This window comes from Aeromonas sp. A04 (genome assembly GCF_047780465.1).
Taxonomy (GTDB): Bacteria; Pseudomonadota; Gammaproteobacteria; order Enterobacterales; family Aeromonadaceae; genus Aeromonas; species Aeromonas bestiarum.
The window spans coordinates 186,829-204,507 of the sequence record NZ_JBLNHP010000005.1; the positions used below are offsets into that span (position 1 = coordinate 186,829).

The following is a 17,679-nucleotide window of genomic DNA, read 5'->3' on the forward strand; positions in this document are numbered from 1 at the left end:
GGCTGGAAAAGAAGATGCCCCTATCAGGGGGCATCTTGCCAAGCCAGCTCCTGATGCCGGACTCTCACCAGGGATAGGTCACGCCGGGCCACTCGGCCCAGGGCTGCTCCCGCCCAGGCAAACAGGGGTCGGGCCAGTGCCACACCTTGCCCAGCCAGAGCCGCAGCTCGGCTTCCAGCTCGGCATCGGTGAGGGGGGCCTCGGCCAGCTTCCAGAAGAACAATTCCACCGCCACCTCCGGCAGCACCGAGGGGTAGAGATAGACCCCGCCCCAAAATTGCGGCTCACGCTCCGGGCTCCAGAGACCATAGGCGAACGAGCGCTTGGCCAGAAACTCGGAACGCTGCCACTCCAGATCCCCCTCGTGCTGGCCCAGACTGAACTGGGCTGAGGGCCAGACGTCATCCGGGCGAAACAACTGATGCAGCTGCTCCCGCTCGCGCTGCATGGCCACAAACTCCACCACAGCCTGACTCTGGGCGACAGGCAACAGCAGGAAGTACGGGTGCCGAAAGGCTTGCGGCACCCGAAACCGCTTGGGCAGCGTCAGCATCAGAGCAGTTCCAGCAGGGCCTGCAGCGGATGCTTGAGTTTTTCTCCCTCCATCCGCTTGACCTGGCTGCGGCACGAGTAACCTGTGGCCAGACAGCGCTCTTTGGGCAGGCGGGAGAGCGGCTCTGCCCAGCTAAGCCCGTAGATCCCCTTGGAGTTTTCCACTTGTTTGGCGTCGTGACCATAAGTGCCGGCCATGCCGCAGCAGCCCACAGACACAGGCTGCAAGCGGGCCCCAAAACGCTGGAACAGGGTGCCCCAGTCGCCGTGGGTCGAGGGCTTGGCGGTCTTCTCGGTGCAGTGGGCAAACAGATACCAGGGCTCGGCCTGCTCACCCTCGCTCACCCTGCTCTCAGGAGCGGGTAAAGAGAGCAGCCACTCCTGGGGCAGCAGCACCTGGAAGTCGCCACGTGCCGACCCCAGGGCCTTGGCATACTCGTCCCGATAGCAGAGCACCAGTGAAGGATCGACTCCCACCATGGGAATGCCCAGCGCCGCTATCTTGTTGAGGAACTGGGCACTGTTGGCCGCGGTGCGGGCAAAGGCACGCAGGAACCCCTTCACGTGCTGGGGCTTGCCGTTGGGCTTGAATGGCAGCAGATAGGGTTGCAGCCCAAGCTTGCTGGCAAGCTTCACCAGGTCCCGCACCACGGGGGCATCGTAATAACTGGTGAAGGGATCCTGCACTATGAGCACCACTTTGGCACGCTGCTCCGGGCTCATGGCCTCGAGGCCCGGCAGGTCGAAATAGCGTGCCTTGTTGTCGTGCAGGGATTCGGCCAGGGTCGGCACGCTCAATAGCGGCACATCCACCATGCCGATGCTCTTCTCGGTCGCCTTCTGGGCCCACTCTTTCTCGAGGAAGAAGTTGACCAGTTTCGGCGCCTTGGCCAGCAGAGGGGCATAGCTTTCCACCGTGCCGACGAAGTAATCCTTGGGGCCCCGCAGGTAGCGGCTGTGATAAAGCTGCATGAAACGGGCGCGGAAGGTGGGCACATCCACCTTGATGGGGCACTGGCTGGTGCAGGCCTTGCACGCCAGGCACCCTTCCATCGCCTCCATCACCTCGTGGGAGAAGTCATACTGGCCGCGGGCGCGGGCCAGGGTGTTGCGAAACTTGTCGACAATGCTCTTGAAGCGCAGACCGCCACTTTGCAGCGCCACCTCCTCGGCCAGGGGATCGAAGCCCTGCTGTGCCAGCTGGCGCAGCCATTCGCGCATCAACCCGGCCCGGCCTTTCGGCGAGTGGCGACGGTCGCGGCTGATCTTGACCGAGGGGCACATGGGGGAGTCGGTCTCGAAAGTGAAACAGAGGCCGTTGCCGTTGCAATCCATGGCGCGGGTATAGCTTTCCCGCACCGCAATCGGGATCTGGCGGTCAAACTTGCCGCGCTTGGGCCCATCCACCGACACCAGTTCGGCCCCACTGCCATAAGGCATGCAGATCTTGCCCGGGTTGATGCGGTTAGCGGGATCGAAGGCGCCCTTGACCCGTTGCAGCTCTTCCCACAACTCGCCGAAGAAGGCGGGGCTGTATTCGGAGCGAAAACCCTTGCCGTGCTCGCCCCACATCAGGCCGCCATATTTGGCGGTGAGCGCCACCACCTGATCCGAGATGCGTCGCAGCAGCACCTCCTGCTCGGGATCGCACAAATCCAGCGCCGGCCGTACGTGCAGCACGCCCGCATCGACGTGACCAAACATGCCATAGTCGAGGCCGTGGCCATCGAGCAGGGCGCGAAATTCCATGATGAAATCGGCCAGGGATTCCGGCGGCACGGCCGTATCTTCGGTGAAGGCCACCGGCTTCTTGCGTCCCTCGGCGTTGCCAAGCAGCCCCACCGACTTCTTGCGCATGGCGTAGATGGTCTCGATGCTGGCTAGGTGGTTGCACACCTGATAGCCGATGATGCCCGCCTCGCCACGCGCCAACAGATCGTCGATACGGCGGCACAGCTCGGCCACCTTGGCTTGGTGCTCGCCCTCGTCGGTGTCGGCAAACTCGACGATGTTGAGCCCCTGCAGATCCTTGCCGGGCACGTCCTCAATGAAGGCCTTGACCGAATGCCAGATGATGTCGGCGCGAGCCAGCCCCAGCACCCGGGAGTCCACGGTTTCTACCGACAGGGCCTGCGCCTGCACCATAAAGGGGGCATTGCGCAGAGCCGACGGGAAGCTGTCGTACTTGACGTTGACGAGCGTTCGGTAGCGCGGGATGGGGGTGATGTTGAGCCTGGCTTCTGTGATGAAGCCCAGGGATCCTTCCGAACCGCACAGCACCCGACTGACGTCCAGGGTGTCGCTCTCGGGAATATAAAGATGCTTGAGATCGTAACCGGTCAAGAAGCGGTTGAGCTTGGGGAAGGTGGCTTCGATGTCGGCACCGCGCTCGCGGCCTATGCGATAGAGGGTGCGGTAGATCTCCCCCTCCCGGCTTTCAAGCGCCAGCTTGTCGGCGAGACGCGCCCCCGTGACCGGCTCGGTCGCCATGAGATCGCCGTTTTCCAGCACTGCTTTCAGGCCAAGCACGTGATCCGAGGTCTTGCCGTAGACCAGCGACCCCTGCCCCGAGGCATCTGTGTTGACCATGCCGCCCAGGGTGGCGCGGTTGGAGGTGGAGAGATCCGGCGAGAAGAAGTAACCGTGGGGTTTGAGATAGGCGTTGAGCTGATCCTTCACCACCCCGGCCTGGGCCCGCACCCAGCCCTCTTCCAGATTAATTTCCATGATCTGGTTCATATGGCGCGAGAGATCGACGATAATGCCGCCGCCCAAGGATTGACCATTGGTGCCGGTACCGCCGCCGCGAGGGAAGAAACTCAAGGTTGCGTACTCGGGCCCCTGGGCCAGCTTGAGCATCACCGCAATATCGTCCGCACTGCGCGGATAGAGAACCGCCTGAGGTACAACCTGATAGACGCTGTTATCCGTCGCCATCGCCAACCGGCTTGCATAAGACTTTTCGATATCACCACGAAATGCGCTGCGCTCTAGCAACTCAAGAAACTGCAGGGTTGCGGGTGACAAACTGTCCTGGTAATCGAGTCTCGGGATCATGAATCCTTGTTCCCATCCTTTGCTTGATGCCGGTACTCCGGCGACAACGACCGTTCGGGCCAGCCTCTTCGCGGGCCCCCGAACCAGTCCGCTCACATGTGAGCGGGCAGTATATCAGCTAGAAAACCGCTTGCGCGCGCAATCTTCACCATTTGAAAGGAGGACTTTTATGGCTCATTACAGCCATGTTATCAGTACGCTTATTCGCACCGAAAAACAGGCGCTGACCCTGTCGCTGTTCGGTTGCATCACCTTTGCCATCTTCGGCATCGGCTATGGCCTGTTCGTCAGCTCCAACGCCATCATGCTCGATGGCATCTTCACCCTGTTCAGCATGGGCATGACGGGCCTGGGGCTCATCACCGCCTATCTCGTTACCCGCCCCTCCGATGATCGCTTCCAGTACGGCTACGCCCACTTTGAGCCCATCACCAACGTCATCAACGGCGCCATCATTCTGCTGCTCTGCCTCGGCGCCTTCTACAGCGGCATCACCTCCCTGCTGGCGGGAGGCCGGGAAATCGATCTCGGCCACGCCCTCGTCTACGCCGCCGTCTGCACCTTCTTCTGCGCCATCATCTATCGCATCGAAGCCCGGGTCGCCGAGCAGATTGACTCCGAGCTGGTGCGGGTCGACTCCAAGGAGTGGCTGGTGGATACCCTGCTCAGCGCCACCCTGCTGATCGGTTTCGTGGTGGCCATCGGGCTCGATGCCCTCGGCTACGGCCACTACAACCGCTACATAGATCCCGTGCTGGTCACCCTGCTGGCGCTGTGCGCCACCCTGATCCCCATCAAGGTGCTGGGCCGCAACCTGCGGGAGGTGCTGAAGATAGCCCCCAAGGGGGATGTACCCCGGCAAGTTGAGCAGGAGATCGAGGCCCTGCGCCTGCGCCATGGCATCGAGTGCTACAGCCATCTGGCAAAGAGCGGCCGCCGCTTCGATCTGGAATTGAACATTCTGGTGGCGCCGGGGCAGGAGTGGCCCATAGAGCGCCAGGATGCCCTGCGCCAGGAGCTCTGGTCCCGCCTCGGCGATACCCTGGGGGATGCCTGGCTGTCGGTCTGCTTCACCCGCGAGAAGCGCTGGTTGTAAAGACCGGTCGGGGGAGTGCGACCCGGTCGCCTCCCCCTGCGCCCTCACATCTTGAGCGCCCTGCGCTTGTCAAATTAATCGCCCTGCGCTTGCCAACGCGCCGATTCCCGCTATCATCAGGGCTCATTTTTAACCCGAGGTTTTATTGCCCATCATGGACAATCCCCGAAGTTGCCCTTCGTTTCTCCCTGTCAAAATGTATCTGTTATTGCTCCACCAGCGCCTCTGAAAACACTCAAGTTTCGTGCTCCCACGGCCATTGTTCGCCGTCACTGACACCCGCTCTGTCTGTTTTTTATTGAGGTCATTACATGGAATTGCTGCTGGATCCCCACATCTGGGTGGGTCTGTTTACCCTGATCATTCTGGAAATCGTGCTGGGGATCGACAACCTGGTCTTCATCGCCATCCTGGTGAAAAAACTGCCCCCCGCCCAGCGGGACAAGGCCCGCATCATAGGCCTGTCGCTGGCCCTGCTGATGCGTCTGGGCCTGCTGGCCGTGATGTCGTGGCTGGTGACCCTGACAGCCCCCATTCTTCAGCTCGGCGAGCTCGTCTTCTCCGGTCGGGATCTCATCCTGATGGGCGGCGGCCTGTTCCTGCTGTTCAAGGCCACCACAGAGCTGCACGAGCGGCTTGAGGCCAACCCCGAGTCCGGCGGCCACAGCGGTGTCTACGCCAGTTTCGGTGTTGTGGTGGCGCAGATCCTGGTGCTGGATGCCGTCTTCTCGCTGGACTCCATCATCACTGCGGTGGGCATGGTGGAACACCTGGGCGTCATGATGGCGGCCGTGACCATCGCCATGCTGGTGATGGTGCTCGCCTCCAAGCCCCTGACCCAGTTCGTCAACGCCCACCCGACCGTGGTGGTGCTCTGCCTGAGCTTCCTGTTGATGATCGGCTTCAGCCTGGTGGCGGAAGGGTTTGGCTTCCATATTCCCAAGGGCTACCTCTACGCGGCCATCGGCTTCTCGGTGCTGATCGAGTTCTTCAACCAGCTCTCCCAGCGCAGCGCCGAGCGCCACGAGGCCAAGCAGCCCCTGCGCGAGCGCACCACGGCCGCCATCTTCAAGCTGATGGGCAGCAAGGCATACCAGGACAGACCGGACGATGATCTGGATGCGCCGGCGCCTGCGCCGCTGAGCTTTGGCGAGGAGGAGCGTTACATGGTGACCGGGGTCTTGTCGCTGGCCGAGCGCTCCATCCGCACCATAATGACGCCGCGCTCCGACATGGCCTGGATCGATGTCAACGACTCGCCCGAGGAGATCCGCGCCCTGCTGCAACAGGAGCCTCACAGCCTGTTCCCGGTCTGTGACGGCGATCTGGACGAGATCATAGGCGTGGTCAAGGCGCGGGATCTGCTGTTTGCCCTCAACGAGGGGCAACCGTTGAGCGAGCTGGCCAAGCAGAACGACCCCATCATAGTGCCGCAGACCATCAACGTGATCCGGCTGCTGGCGGAGCTGCGTCAGGCCAAGGGCAGCCTGATCCTGGTCTCCGACGAGTTTGGCGTCATCCAGGGGCTGGTCACCACCCACGATCTGCTGGAGGCCATCGTCGGCGAACTGCCGGATGAGGACGAAACCCCCGACATGGTGCGCGACGGGGAAGGCTGGCTCATCAACGGCAGCACCAACATCCACCATGTGGAACAGGTGCTGGAACACGAGGGGTTGGTGAGCGAGAGCGACGAATACGTGACCCTGGCGGGCATGCTGCTCTCCCACTTCGGCTCCTTGCCCACCCCGGGCCAGCAGCTGCAACTGCAGCAGCTCTGCTTCGAGGTGGTCGAGGTGAGCGAGCGCCGCATCGAGCGGGTACGGGTCATGCCGCTGGGGACCTGAGCCCAGGTTGCGTGAACAGGGAGGGCCGAGCAGGCCCTCTTTTTATTGCGCTCTTTGTTGCACTTTTTATTGCACGACACCGCAGCCAGCTCTCCCCCTCCCTCTTCTTCAGCTGCCCGCTGGCGAGCCAGCGAGCGCCATCCAGACCCTGTGCCGATGGATTGATGCCATCACTGCAATTCTTTTCTGCAATTACCCCTCTTTTTCACAGCAAGCCGCAGGGCTAGAGTGGCCTCACTCCCACCATGAGGAACTCAAGATGAGCCACGATCACCTGTTCTGCCCGCTGCGTCTGGGCCAGTTGCACCTTAACAACCGTATCGTCATGCCCCCCATGACCCGCTCCCGTGCCAGCCAGCCCGGTGATGTGGCCAATGCCATGATGGCCACCTATTACGCCCAGCGCACAGAGGCGGGCCTCATCATCAGCGAAGGTACCCAGGTAGACCCCATGGGCAAGGGCTATGCCTGGACGCCGGGGATCCACAGCGCCGAGCAAGTGGCCGGCTGGAAGGGGGTGACCGATGCCGTCCATGCCAAGGGGGGCACCATCTTCGCCCAGCTCTGGCACGTGGGCCGGGTCACCCACCCTGACAACCTGGGCGGCGCCCAGCCCATCTCGTCGTCGGCCATCAAGGCCGTGGGCGTCAGGGTGTTCGTCGATAACGGCAGCGATGCACCCGGCTTCGTGGAAACGGTCACCCCGCGCGCCATGACCCAGCAAGAGATAGATGCAGTGGTGGGCCAGTTCCGCCAGGCGGCCCGCAACGCCATGCTGGCCGGCTTCGACGGCATAGAGCTGCACGCCGCCAACGGCTACCTCATCAATCAGTTCCTCGACTCAGAGTCCAACACCCGCACCGACAACTACGGCGGCTCGCTGGAAAATCGCCTGCGTTTCCTGAAAGAGGTGACAGAGGCGGTCAGTGCCGAAATCGGAGCCGACCGCGTCGGGGTGCGCCTCGCGCCGCTCACCACCCTCAACGGCACAGTCGATGCCAACCCGCAGCAGACCTATCTGGCCGCCGCCCGCTTGCTGGGGGAGCTTGATGTCGTCTACCTGCACATCGCAGAGGCGGACTGGGACGATGCCCCCCTGATGCCGGAAAACTTCAAGCAGGGGCTGCGGGACGCCTTCCCCAACACCCTCATCTATGCGGGCAAATACGATGGCGAGCGAGCACGGGCCGCCCTCCAGGCCGGTTGGGCCGACATGATTGGCTTTGGTCGCCCCTTCGTGGCCAACCCGGATCTGCCAAACCGGCTGCGCCACGGCTACCCGTTCGCCCCCCACGATCCGGCCACCCTGTTTGGTGGTGGCGAACAGGGGCTGACCGACTACCCGACCTATCAAGAGGCCACCGAGCCACAATCGGCCTGATACCGGCCAGCGGCCCCTGTCGGCACGCCAGCCTGTCGAAACGCAGCAGGCCCGCCATCACTGGCGGGCCTGCTGTTTTGTGTCGCCGAGGCAGTTGGCCGCACGAGACTAGTAGAGGGCGACCCCGTAACAGGCGGCATAGCTCCTGATCTCCCGGGTGAGCCGTGCCTTGTCCGCCAGGCTGAGCCAGCTCGCCTCGACGGCATTGAGCGACAAGCGGCAGAGCTGATTCATGCTGGCGCCAAGGTCATGGGCCAGGGCGTGGAAGTTCGCCGCCATGTAGCCGCCGAAGTAGGCGGGATCGTCGGAGTTGATGGTGACGCAGAGCCCCTGCTCCAGCAGGGTGAGCACATTGTGATGGGCCATGCGGTCAAACACCTTGAGCCGGGTGTTGGAGAGGGGGCAGACGGTGAGCGGCAGCCGGGTATCGGCCAGATAGCGCAGCAGTTCGGGATCCTCTGCCGAGCGCACCCCGTGATCGATGCGCCGCACCTGCAACTCATTGATGGCCTGCCAGATGTACTCGGCAGGCCCCTCTTCACCCGCATGAGCCACCACCGGCAGCCCCAGCTCGCGGCAGCGGGCAAACACCCGGGCAAACTTGCTGGGCGGATTGCCCTTCTCCCCCGAGTCGAGGCCGATACCGTGAATGCGGGCGAGGAACGGCATCGCCTCAGCCAGGGTGGCGAAGGCGGCCTCCTCGCTCAGGTGACGCAGAAAGCTCATGATAAGGCGCCAGCTGATGCCCAACTCCCGCTCCCCCGCCTGCAGCGCGCGCTCTATTCCCCCCAGCACGATGGCAAGGGGCACGCCGCGGGCGGTATGCGTCTGGGGGTCGAAGAAGATCTCCACGTGCACCACCTTGTCGGCGGCGCAGCGTTCCAGATAGGCCCAGGTGAGGTCGAAGAAATCCTGCTCGGTGACGAGCACGCTGGCGCCCAGGTAGTAGAGATCGAGGAAGGTTTGCAGACAGTCAAAATCATAGGCGGCACGCACGCTCTCCACATCGGGCCAGGGCAGGGCCACCCCGTTGCGTTTGGCCAGGGCAAACATCAGCTCAGGCTCGAGCGTTCCTTCGATATGCAGGTGCAACTCCAGCTTGGGCAAACCGGCAATAAAGTTATCCATGATGACGGCTCCATCAACACACAGACCGCGGGATCTGCCACTCGCAGAGCGGATCCCTCCCCTCTTCTGCTCATTGTGCACCTATCTCTGATTGTGGGGGAGACTTGTCATCAAACAGACTTATAATGGCGTCACAAAAACAACATAACTGATTGAAGATATTAAGAGTTGGCGCAACTTTCCGCCGCCTCTTGCGCCTACACAAGGAGTCCCCATGAAGAAAAGTGTCATCTGTGACATCGACGGCGTCATACTGCACAACAACGATCTGGTGCCCGGTGCCGACCGCTTCGTCCATCGCCTGCTGGAGCAGGGCAGCAAGCTGTTGTTCCTCACCAACTACCCGGCCCAGACCCAGAAAGATCTGCAGAACCGCTTCCGCTCCGCCGGGATCGAGGTGCCGGAAGAGTGCTTCTACACCTCAGCCATGGGCACCGCCGATTTTCTCAAACGCCAGGATGGTAAAAAGGCCTATGTGATTGGCGAGGGTGCCCTGACCCACGAGCTCTACAAGGCCGGCTTCACCATCACCGACATAGACCCCGACTTCGTGGTGGTGGGCGAGACCCGCAACTACAACTGGACCATGATGCAGCTGGGCGCCAAGTTCGTCGATCAGGGGGCCCGCTTCATCGCCACCAACCCGGATACCCACGGCCCCATGATGCACCCGGCCTGCGGCGCCCTCTGCGCCCCCATAGAACGGATGACCGGCAAGAAGCCCTTCTATGTGGGCAAGCCGAGCGCCTGGATCATACGGGCGGCGCTCAACCGGATGGAGGCCCACTCCGATGACACCGTCATCATAGGCGACAACCTGCGCACCGATATTCTGGCAGGCTTCCAGGCCGGTCTCGAAACCGTGCTGGTGCTCTCCGGGGTGAGCAAGGTGGCGGATATCGATCGCATGCCGTTTCGCCCGAACCACATCTTCGACTCGGTCGTGGACATAGACATCGTCTGATCGCCGGCCCGGGCATGGCGCCGCCATGCCCGTCGTCAGGCCATCACCAGCATCTAGCCGGGGCTGACCCGCAGCCCCCGAAGGACGCGAAATGGAACCAATGATGATCGCCGTGGCCTTCGGGTGCGGCATGCTGGTCAACCTCATAGGGTTGCCACCCCTGCTGGGCTTTCTGGCCGCCGGCTTCCTCCTCAACGGCATGGGCTATCACAACACCCTGGCACTGAACGAGGTCGCCGATCTCGGGGTCACCCTGCTGCTGTTCACCATAGGTCTCAAGCTCAACGTCAAGACCCTGATGCGGCGCGATGTGTGGGGCACCACCAGCGTCCATCTGCTCTGCTCCACCCTGCTGTTTACCCTGGTTCTGCTGGTGTGCAAGGGGCTGGGGCTCACACTGGCCCTGTCGCTGGACTGGAAGCTGGCGCTGCTGCTCGGCTTTGCCCTCTCCTTCTCCAGCACCGTCTTTGCGGTCAAGGTGCTGGAGGATCGCAGCGACATGAATGCCCTCTACGCCCGGCTCGCCATCGGGGTGCTGGTCATGCAGGATGTGTTCGCGGTGGCCTTTCTGGCATTTTCCAGCGGCCAGTGGCCCAGCATCTGGGCACTCTGGGTGCTCGGCTTGCCGCTGCTGCGCCCCTTGCTGTTCAAGCTCCTGGAGCGGGCCGGCCACGGCGAGCTGCAGGTGCTGTTCGGGATCTTCCTGGCGCTGGTGGTGGGCGCCGCCGGTTTTGAGGTGGTGGGGCTCAAGCCCGATCTGGGGGCGCTCATCATCGGCATGATGCTGGCCTCCCACCCGGCCGCCGCCGGCTTGGCCAAGGCGCTGTTCAACCTCAAAGACCTCTTCCTCGTCTGCTTCTTCCTGACCATAGGTCTCAACGGCCTGCCGACCCACGATACCATGCTGCTGGCGCTGGCACTGGTGCTGGCGCTGCCGCTCAAGAGCGCGCTCTACTACCTGGTCTACAGCGGAGCCCACCTGCGGGTGCGTACCGCCCTGCTCTCCACCCTGGCGCTCACCAACTTCTCGGAGTTTGGCCTGATCGTGGCCGCCATCGCCGCCAAGGCGGGGTGGATCTCCCACGAGTGGCTGGTCGCCCTTTCACTGGCGCTGGCGGCAAGCTTCATGATCTCGGCACCGCTCAACAGCCAGAGCGAGCGGATCTACCACAGACTCGGCAGCTGGCTGCGCGGGATCCAGGCCAACACCCTGCACCCGGAGGACAGGCCCATCGAACTCGGCGATGCCGAGGTGATCATCCTCGGCATGGGCCGCATCGGCCAGGGCGCCTACTTCGAGCTGGAGAACAAGTACGGCACAGTGATCCTCGGGGTGGAGAACGACAGCGAGAAGCTGCCCACCCTGCGCGCCCAGGGGATGAACGTCATCGAGGGAGACGCCACAGATACCGACTTCTGGGACAAGGTACTGCTCTCCAACCAGGTCAACCTTGTGCTGCTGGCCATGCCCCACCACTCGGGCAATCTCTACGCCATCGAGAAGCTGCGCAGCCACGGCTTTGCCGGCAAGATAGCGGCCATAGTCCGCTTCGAGGATGACATCGCCTCCCTGCGCGAACAGGGGGTGGATGCTGTGTTCAACGTCTACGACGAGGCGGGCAGCGGCTTCGCCCGCCATGTCATCAAGCGGTTGCAGCCACGCTGACGACGCTTGGCAAGGTGAGACGTATCGTTTACGTTATGCACAACTGTGTTTAATAAAACGAACAAACGCGGGACCAGTATGGTCCCGCTTTTATATCCTTGCCAAGGAGGCACCATGAAGACCCTCAACGACTGGATCCTGCTCAGCAGCCACCAGGCCGCCCCCGCCCCGCTGATACCCGCCCCCGAGCGCATTAAAGCGGGCAACCCGGCGCAAACTGTCTGGAACCACTACTCGGATCCGAGCCAGCAGTTTCACGTGGGCTTCTGGGCCTGCGAACCCGGCCGCTGGGCCATCCACTACACGGAGCACGAGTATTGCCAGCTGCTGGAAGGGGATGTGGTGATCCACGACAGTCAGGGCGGCCAGCTTGCCCTCAAACCGGGGGATCAGTTCATTATTCCGGCAGGCTTTGTCGGGCAGTGGGAGACACTCACCCCCTGTCGCAAGCTCTATGTGATCTTCGAGCCCGCCACCGCTTGACGCGCGCGTCAAGTCGCCCCTCGGAACCCGCCGCTTGATGCCCCCGTCGACTTGACGTTTGCGGCATGATTTTGTGCGGTTTTCCCGCTTGCAAAAGGTTTTTGCGCTAGGCATTGTGATTGGCGAGGAATGTAAATGGAATTTCGAGCCCGTTCGTGGGGGGCTCCTATAAAAATCAAGAGGATTACCGCCAATGTGTTCTATTTTCGGCATTCTGGACATCAAATCCGATGCAGCAGCCTTGCGCAAATCGGCCCTGGAGATGTCCAAGCGATTGCGTCACCGCGGTCCTGACTGGTCCGGCGTCTACAGCACAGACAAAGCCATACTGGTGCACGAGCGCCTGGCCATCGTCGATCCGGGCAATGGCGCCCAACCGCTCTACAACCCGGAGCGCACTCACGTATTGGCCGTCAACGGCGAGATCTACAACCACAAAGAACTCGAGAAGAACCTCAAGGTCGACTTCCAGTTCCAGACCCACTCCGATTGCGAGGTGCTGCTGGCCCTCTACAAGGAGAAGGGCCCCGCCTTTTTGGACGATCTCAACGGCATCTTCGCCTTCATCCTCTATGACGCCGAGCAGGATGCCTACCTGATTGGTCGTGACCACATGGGGATCATCCCCCTCTATACCGGTCGCGACGAGCACGGCAACTTCTATGTCGCCTCCGAGATGAAGGCCCTGGTGCCGGTATGCAAGAGCGTTGAAACCTTCCCGCCGGGACATTACCTGTGGAGCAAGGATGGCGAGCTCAAACAGTGGTACAAGCGTGACTGGATGGAGTACGCAGCGGTCGAGCACAAGGTCAGCGACCGGGCTGAACTGAAAGCCGCGCTGGAAGCGGCAGTCAAGCGCCAGCTGATGTGCGACGTGCCCTATGGCGTGTTGCTCTCCGGCGGTCTGGATTCCTCCGTCATCTCCGCCATCACCAAGATCTATGCCGCCCGCCGGGTGGAAGACGATGGCAAGAGCGAGGCCTGGTGGCCCCAGCTGCACTCCTTCGCAGTCGGCCTGGAAGGCTCGCCGGATCTCGCCGCCGCCCGCAAGGTGGCCGATCACCTCGGCACCATCCACCACCAGATCCACTTCACAGTGCAAGAGGGTCTGGATGCCCTGCGGGACGTCATCTATCACCTCGAGACCTATGACGTCACCACCATCCGCGCCTCTACCCCCATGTACCTGATGGCCCGTTACATCAAGGCGATGGGGATCAAGATGGTGCTCTCGGGCGAGGGCTCGGACGAGCTGTTCGGCGGCTACCTCTACTTCCACAAGGCGCCGAACGCCAAAGAGTTCCACGAGGAGAACGTGCGCAAGCTCGCCTCCCTGCATCTGTATGACTGCCTGCGCGCCAACAAGTCCATGGCCGCCTGGGGCGTGGAAGGTCGTGTGCCCTTCCTCGACAAGGAGTTCATGGACGTGGCGATGCGCCTCAACCCTGCCGACAAGATGTGCGGCAACGGCAAGATCGAGAAACACATACTGCGGGAAGCCTTCGAGGAGCTGTTGCCCCACGAAGTGGCCTGGCGCCAGAAGGAGCAGTTCTCCGACGGCGTGGGTTACTCCTGGATCGACAGCCTCAAGGCCATGGTCGAGACCGAAGTGACGGATCAGATGTTCGAGGCGGCGGCGTTCCGCTTCCCCGTCAACACCCCGCTCACCAAGGAGGCCTACTACTATCGCGCCATCTTCGACGAGCACTTCCCGCTGGAATCCGCCGCCCGTACCGTGCCCTACGGCAAGTCGGTCGCCTGCTCCACCCCGACCGCCTTGGAGTGGGATGCCAAGTTCAAGGAGATGGCTGACCCGTCAGGTCGCGCCGTGATGGACGTCCACCAGCAGAGTTACTGATCCGCTGACGGATATCCTGGCCAACCAGCCAACAACAAAGCCCCTCGCGAGGGGCTTTTATTTTTTGGCCATGGCGATGGCGCTCGTCAGCTCAGCTGGCCGATGTTGCCGCGTTGAGCGGCATCAATCCTTTTTCGCCTTGTTGGCGAAGAAGATATCGGCCTGAATATCCTGAGTGCGGACGGTGAAGACCTGGTTGGTCAGATCGTCGGTCAGTGCTTCCGCATCCTTCATCACCCGCAGATTGAAGTCGTTGAGCATACGGTTGGCGGCGGCCTTGTCTGTTTTGACCGTTTTCAGATAGCTGGCTTCCATCTCTTTCTGCTCGTTGGCGATCTTCGCCTCCCAGCTCTGGTAAGCCTGCTTCACCATGGGTGCCAACTTGGGGTAATCCGTCATCACCAGGGTCTGCAGTTTGCGATATTTCCAGTAGATGGAGTCGCTGTCCGCCTTGTCGCTGCCCAGGGCATAGTGGGCCGGATAGGCTTCCAGACCGCTGTAGTAGGGAACGAAGGCGGTCAAGTCTGCCATGCCGAGGCCCACATAGGTCACCTCCCCCACCTCTCTCGGCATCCAGGGACGCACTTGCATCACATGGGCCTCGTAGGTGCGAAATACGCTGATGGGGCGCCACGGCTCCTGGCCGTTCAACCCTTTGCCGTAAGGGTCGTGCTCGGTGCCATCATAGTGATTGCGCAGCACCGCCTTGACCTCATCCAGGGTCATCTTCTTCTCGGGGGTCAGGGTGACCGGGAATTGGCGACCGGCCTCCACCGCCTGCTTGAGCGAGGGGTTGAACATCTGCTGTATGGTCCAGACCCGGGGATCGTTATAGGTACGATCCCGCTCATCGTCACGGGTATAGGCTTTCGAGAAATTGAACTTTCCATCCTTTTGTGGCTGGTAGAGCCCCTTCTCGGTGGCAAACTCGACCAGATTTTTCGAGCCCATCATGTCGGCACTGGCAGGATCGTACTGCTGCAGGCGACCCTGATTGCCAGAAGCAAAATACTGCTCCTTGGGCAGACGCTGCGCCATCCAGTGGTGACCGGTGGCTGTCTCCAGATACCAGAGCTCGTTGTCATCCACCACGGCGACGCCAAACCCCTCCCCCGCCCCCAGGGTCTCGATGATGTTGCCCAGCAGGGCGACCGCCTCGCGGGCCGAGGTGGCGCGCGAAAGCAGCACATCGGGAATGTCGTCCTCGGTGATGCCCTTGTCCTCGACATAGGGATCGAAGGCGAGCGCCTCGGGTGAAGCGAAAATGGATTCGGTACCGCTGACCCCGACGCCTTTCTCGTTGAAGCCTGTTGCGCCGTGCAGCTGGGTCTTCCAGTTCGGCACAGTGGTGTAACGCAGGGAGTTTTTCGGCAGGGGATAGCTGAAATCATTGGCGCCGTTGTGGGCTTTGGAACTGTGCACACCGCTCTGCCCCTGTTTCGCCGGATGGATCACGAAATGCTGGGCTTTCAGCGCATCGCTGTCGGCGCTGCGGGCCACCATCATGGAGCCATCGGCGCTGGCCTCGCTGCCAACCAGCAAGGTGGTGCAGGCGAACGCCGACGAGAAGAGAGCAAGGTTGATGGAGAGTGCGACGACACACTTCTTGAAGGAATGCATGATATCTCCTTGTTGCAAAATTAACGTGAAATGCCCCTTCCCATCTAGCGATGGATATAGCTGACAGGGTGACACGCTTGATAAACCTGAATGCCATGAGCCATGTCAACGGGTTATCAATACCGCTAACTGTTTATGCCCATGACAATTTTCAAAGGCAGGTTAATTCTCGATACGCAACCGGTTCGCATCTATTATGGGTGCGACGATGTTAGGTTTTATCGACTATCACAAACGTGATAACAGGCTCAAAACACCAAAAATATATTAAATATCAATTTAAAGTATCGATATGCACAACCAGCACAGCGCAAGCATGACACTTCCCGGCGCTCGCCAAGGAGTGAGCTGAACCACAGCTGTATCACCAACACAGATGGAACCTCAGCAAAACAATATTTTATATATGGGTTCGGTCAAATATACAGAGATATTAAATCCACCTTTATCACCAGCGTGACGGGTATTATGTTCCATGGCGCTGAATACCAGCGTGCACATGACGGCCGCTTATTATTCGCCGTTTTCCTGCATCAATATCCCAAGGGACGGGAGCTGTATTCCACTCTCCTCATTTCATTCCCTGAAGCAGCCGGCGGCTCACTCGCCGCCGGCCGACGGGATACAGATCTGCGGCAGACCCAAGTTAAGGTCCTTGGCTGTCTCGCTAATTCACCCATGCTGCCAACACGGCCACACCGACAAAGGCACCTTTCTGACCCATCATTCCCATTTTTCGCATATGCCCTGCCACTCTTGCCGCTTGGCGGCCGGGTTCACTCGTGTCACATTGTTGCGGCTTGGAAGCAACGAACAACACTAAGGAGAAAGGGATGAAGCGACTGCTATTGCCGCTGCTGCTTGGCACGGCACTGTTCCATGGCGAGGCGTACAGCGCCGGCCATCTCTGGGCCAGCACACTGCCCGATTACAGCCAGGGGTATGACGAGCGGCGGGATCCGGCGCAGGATCTGGCCGCCGCCACCGCCAAGGCGCAGAGCGAGGGCAAGAAGGTGTTGCTGCTGGTGGGCGGTGAATGGTGCAGCTGGTGCCAGGAGATGAACCACTTCCTGGACCGGGAGCCAGCCCTTGCCAGCCAGTTCAACCAGACCTTCGTGGTGGTCAAGGTGAACGTCAGCAAGGCGAACAAGAACGAGCCCTTCCTAAAACGCTACCCCGAGTATCTTGGGGTGCCCCACTTCTACGTGCTGGATGCCAAAGGCAAGCTGCTGGAGTCTTTCAACACAGGGCTGCTGGAGAAGGGAAAGAGCTACGACGAGGCGAAATTCGGCAAGTTTATCGCCTTCTTCCAGCCCAAGACGGCCCGCGGCTGACCCGCCAATCGATGCAACCCTGTCATGGATAAGCCCAGACTCACCACACAAGGACGAAGAGATGATACGGATACTGGGCAAGGCCTCGTCAATCAATGTGCGCAAGGTGCTGTGGACCTGCGCCGAGACGGGTCTCCCTTTCGAGCTGGAGGAGTGGGGAACAGGCTTCAAGCCGACGGATACCCCCAAATTCCTGGCAATGAACCCGAACGCCATGGTGCCTGTCATTCAGGATGGCGACTTCACACTGTGGGAATCAAATACCATCATCCGCTACCTGGCGGCGCGCTATGGTGAAGCCACTCTCTATCCAGCCGAGGCACGCACGAGGGCCATGGTCGATCAATGGATCGATTGGCAAGCATCGGATTTGAACGCCGCCTGGCGCTACGCCTTCATGTCGCTGGTCAGGCATTCGCCCTTGCATCAGGACAGCCGGGCACTCAGCGCGGGATGTGCGGATTGGTCCAGATACATGCAGATCCTGGATCGGCATCTCCAGGCAACCGGTGCTTATGTGGCTGGGCGCCGCTTCTCGCTCGCGGATATTCCCATCGGCCTGTCGGTCAACCGCTGGCTGGAAACGCCGTTTGACCGGCCACCACTGCCGGCCGTGAGTGACTACTACCAGCGATTGAGTGAGCGGCCCGGCTTTCGCCTGTATGGATGCAACGGGACGCCATGAGGTGAATC

General features: G+C 61.2%; 13 protein-coding genes. 9 read left to right on the top strand and 4 right to left on the bottom strand.

The annotated features are described in order from the left end of the window. Positions 1-64 precede the first annotated feature (64 nt). Together ACM3N8_RS16540 and ACM3N8_RS16545 are read right to left on the bottom strand one after the other, a co-directional pair. A complete protein-coding gene (locus ACM3N8_RS16540) occupies positions 65-553 on the bottom strand; it encodes a hypothetical protein (protein WP_416016376.1) in 489 nt (162 codons plus the stop codon). Further along, positions 553-3,609, bottom strand: coding sequence for an FAD-binding and (Fe-S)-binding domain-containing protein (locus ACM3N8_RS16545; RefSeq protein WP_416016377.1), 3,057 nt, complete (start codon positions 3,607-3,609; stop codon positions 553-555). Before ACM3N8_RS16545 ends, ACM3N8_RS16540 begins: the two co-directional genes overlap by 1 nt. A gap of 169 nt (positions 3,610-3,778) precedes the next feature. On the opposite strand from ACM3N8_RS16545, the gene ACM3N8_RS16550 reads away from it, so the two are divergent. From ACM3N8_RS16550 to ACM3N8_RS16560, 3 genes are all read left to right on the top strand, one after another. Further along, the gene (locus ACM3N8_RS16550) at positions 3,779-4,705 is read left to right on the top strand and encodes a cation diffusion facilitator family transporter (RefSeq protein ID WP_416016378.1); all 927 of its coding nucleotides are present in this window, start codon (positions 3,779-3,781) and stop codon (positions 4,703-4,705) included. A gap of 311 nt (positions 4,706-5,016) precedes the next feature. Continuing rightward, complete coding sequence (locus tag ACM3N8_RS16555) at positions 5,017-6,552, top strand: TerC family protein (RefSeq protein WP_098983753.1); 1,536 nt, start codon at positions 5,017-5,019, stop codon at positions 6,550-6,552. Positions 6,553-6,811: 259 nt separating this feature from the next. Then, positions 6,812-7,933: an alkene reductase gene (locus ACM3N8_RS16560; protein WP_416016379.1), complete on the top strand. Its 1,122-nt coding sequence runs from the start codon at positions 6,812-6,814 to the stop codon at positions 7,931-7,933. A 108-nt stretch (positions 7,934-8,041) separates the two neighbouring features. Here the strand turns inward: ACM3N8_RS16560 and ACM3N8_RS16565 are convergent, their stop codons facing one another. Then, the gene (locus ACM3N8_RS16565; protein ID WP_103470508.1) at positions 8,042-9,061 is read right to left on the bottom strand and encodes an adenosine deaminase; all 1,020 of its coding nucleotides are present in this window, start codon (positions 9,059-9,061) and stop codon (positions 8,042-8,044) included. Between the two features lie 214 nt (positions 9,062-9,275). Between ACM3N8_RS16565 and ACM3N8_RS16570 the strand changes: the two genes are divergently transcribed. The 4 genes from ACM3N8_RS16570 (at position 9,276) to asnB (ending at position 14,032) form a co-directional block, all read left to right on the top strand. Then, a complete protein-coding gene (locus ACM3N8_RS16570) occupies positions 9,276-10,025 on the top strand; it encodes an HAD-IIA family hydrolase (RefSeq protein WP_043139434.1) in 750 nt (249 codons plus the stop codon). A gap of 91 nt (positions 10,026-10,116) precedes the next feature. Beyond that, positions 10,117-11,691, top strand: coding sequence for a cation:proton antiporter (locus ACM3N8_RS16575; RefSeq protein WP_416016380.1), 1,575 nt, complete (start codon positions 10,117-10,119; stop codon positions 11,689-11,691). Between the two features lie 114 nt (positions 11,692-11,805). Beyond that, positions 11,806-12,174, top strand: coding sequence for a cupin domain-containing protein (locus ACM3N8_RS16580; RefSeq protein WP_348687356.1), 369 nt, complete (start codon positions 11,806-11,808; stop codon positions 12,172-12,174). A 193-nt stretch (positions 12,175-12,367) separates the two neighbouring features. Then, a complete protein-coding gene (asnB, locus tag ACM3N8_RS16585; RefSeq protein WP_241280975.1) occupies positions 12,368-14,032 on the top strand; it encodes an asparagine synthase B in 1,665 nt (554 codons plus the stop codon). 123 nt (positions 14,033-14,155) lie between these two features. Here the strand turns inward: asnB and ACM3N8_RS16590 are convergent, their stop codons facing one another. After that, the gene (locus ACM3N8_RS16590; RefSeq protein WP_290019231.1) at positions 14,156-15,652 is read right to left on the bottom strand and encodes a C69 family dipeptidase; all 1,497 of its coding nucleotides are present in this window, start codon (positions 15,650-15,652) and stop codon (positions 14,156-14,158) included. Between the two features lie 833 nt (positions 15,653-16,485). Here ACM3N8_RS16590 and ACM3N8_RS16595 point away from each other — a divergent pair. Beyond that, positions 16,486-16,986: a thioredoxin family protein gene (locus ACM3N8_RS16595; protein ID WP_416016381.1), complete on the top strand. Its 501-nt coding sequence runs from the start codon at positions 16,486-16,488 to the stop codon at positions 16,984-16,986. 61 nt (positions 16,987-17,047) lie between these two features. Next, on the top strand, positions 17,048-17,671 hold the full coding sequence (locus ACM3N8_RS16600; RefSeq protein WP_416016382.1) for a glutathione S-transferase family protein: 624 nt from the start codon (positions 17,048-17,050) through the stop codon (positions 17,669-17,671). The last annotated feature ends 8 nt before the right edge of the window (positions 17,672-17,679 follow it).